Source organism: Pseudoxanthomonas sp. LjRoot204_2 (assembly GCF_056175765.1).
In genome coordinates this window covers 1-1,521 of record NZ_JBGFFG010000618.1, presented here as the reverse complement: position 1 = coordinate 1,521, position 1,521 = coordinate 1, and the positions used below count along the sequence as shown (strand labels likewise).

Sequence of the window (1,521 nt, the reverse complement as noted above, 5' to 3'; positions counted from 1 at the left end):
GGTTCCCGTCGATCCCGCCCTGCTGACGTTCGGGATCGACGTGTTCCAGGCGGTGATGACCGGCGCCATGCCCGTCACCGACTACGACGGCGACGACCTGCCCTGCATCGGCATGAATGCGATCAGCCGACAGGTGGGCGGACATGGACTGACGCCGCAGGAAGAAGCATCGCTGGTGTTGCGCGTGGTCGCGTTCGGCGAGCTGCTGGGACACGCCGAGCGCGACACGCGTATCGCCGGCCATGTGGCGCCGGCATCGACCGGCGGATACCAAATCACCACCGCGTTCCTGCAGGCGGCCGCCGCGGCCGACATCGTGCAGTGCGCGGACGGTGGCTTCGCCTACGATCTGGAAAGCATCGCCGCGCGCCTGGTTCACTGAGGTTTGTCGTCGCCCGGTTCCCGGCGGCGGATGAAGGTGATCTCGCCCGACGACTCCAGCACCGCAAGCGCGATGTCCGACAGCGTGGCATAGCCTGCAGACCGCCGCGCGATGGCGAAGTCGTGCTCGCTCAGCGACTGGCGCGCGAGTTCGTCGCGAAACAGGTGGCCATGCCGCACGAGGATGACCGGCTTGCCTTCGACCCACTCGTCGAAACGGCGCGAGCGCGAGGAGAGTTTTCCGACGCCCCAGTTCAGCCCCAACAGGGTCGCGGCCAGGATCAATCCTCCCAGCAGCGACGCGTCCTCGCCGATCAACGAGTTCTGCACCGCCGTGCCGAGCAGCACCACGACCAGCAGGTCGAAGGGCGTGAACTGTCCCACCGTCCGCTTGCCGCTCAACCGCACCATCACCAGCACCACCACGTAAACCGCCGTCGCCCGCAGGACGAACTCCCACCAGGGCATGCCCAGGTCGAACAGGCTGCGCATCAGGCTGTCCATCTTCGTCACCTCGTCTTGTCGTTTCAGGGTTTGCCGGCTGAGCGCTCTTCACCGTCGGCGGTGTAGGCAGGGGGCGAATAGAAGTTCACCGTCTTCAGGGGAGTGCGGCCCGTGGCGCGGATCTCGTGCCGCTCGCCACGTTCGATCAGCAGCAGGCTGCCGGGCCGCAACGGTCGTCGCGCGCCTTCGACGATCGCCACGCCCTCGCCCGCTGCCACGAACAACCATTGGTCCGCGCCACGATGACGGTTATCCGGCCCACCCTCACTGCCGCCCGGCTTGATCACCATCTGCGCGGCCTGCATGCCATTCGCCTCGAAGATCGGCAGGAAGCCGATGCCCATGCGGAGATGTCGGGATTTCATGGCGCCGTGGTCTGCAGCCGATAGGGCGTGCAGCATCGACCGCCCGGTGTGCAGGAGCCGTCAATGCTTGACGACGGTCGCGGCGATGCCCGCCGATACATGTCACCCAGTGCGCTGCTACTGTGGAATCCTCGTCCTCGGCGGCAGAGACCGGGATCTCCCCGTGAGAGACGGTCTGGCACTTGAGGAGGCACTGTCGCTTATGCCGTTCTTTGGGACTTTCAACTCATGATTGAAACCTTGAGCATTGCCGCACATAACGTCGCCACAC

3 protein-coding genes are annotated in these 1,521 nt (G+C 65.7%); 1 reads left to right on the top strand and 2 read right to left on the bottom strand.

Going from position 1 to position 1,521, the window contains the following annotated elements; translation table 11 throughout:
* The coding region (locus tag AC04L7_RS18465; RefSeq protein WP_475513666.1) for a hypothetical protein at positions 1–382 on the top strand (382 nt) is incomplete at its 5' end.
* On the opposite strand, the gene AC04L7_RS18460 is transcribed toward AC04L7_RS18465, so the two are convergent.
* Positions 376–873, bottom strand: a complete 498-nt coding sequence (locus AC04L7_RS18460) for a DUF421 domain-containing protein (protein WP_436000898.1) — start codon at positions 871–873, stop codon at positions 376–378. The two genes, AC04L7_RS18465 and AC04L7_RS18460, sit on opposite strands and share 7 nt — an antisense overlap.
* Positions 874–908: 35 nt before the next feature.
* Complete coding sequence (locus tag AC04L7_RS18455; protein WP_435995862.1) at positions 909–1,250, bottom strand: cupin domain-containing protein; 342 nt, start codon at positions 1,248–1,250, stop codon at positions 909–911.
* Between the last annotated feature and the right edge of the window lie 271 nt (positions 1,251–1,521).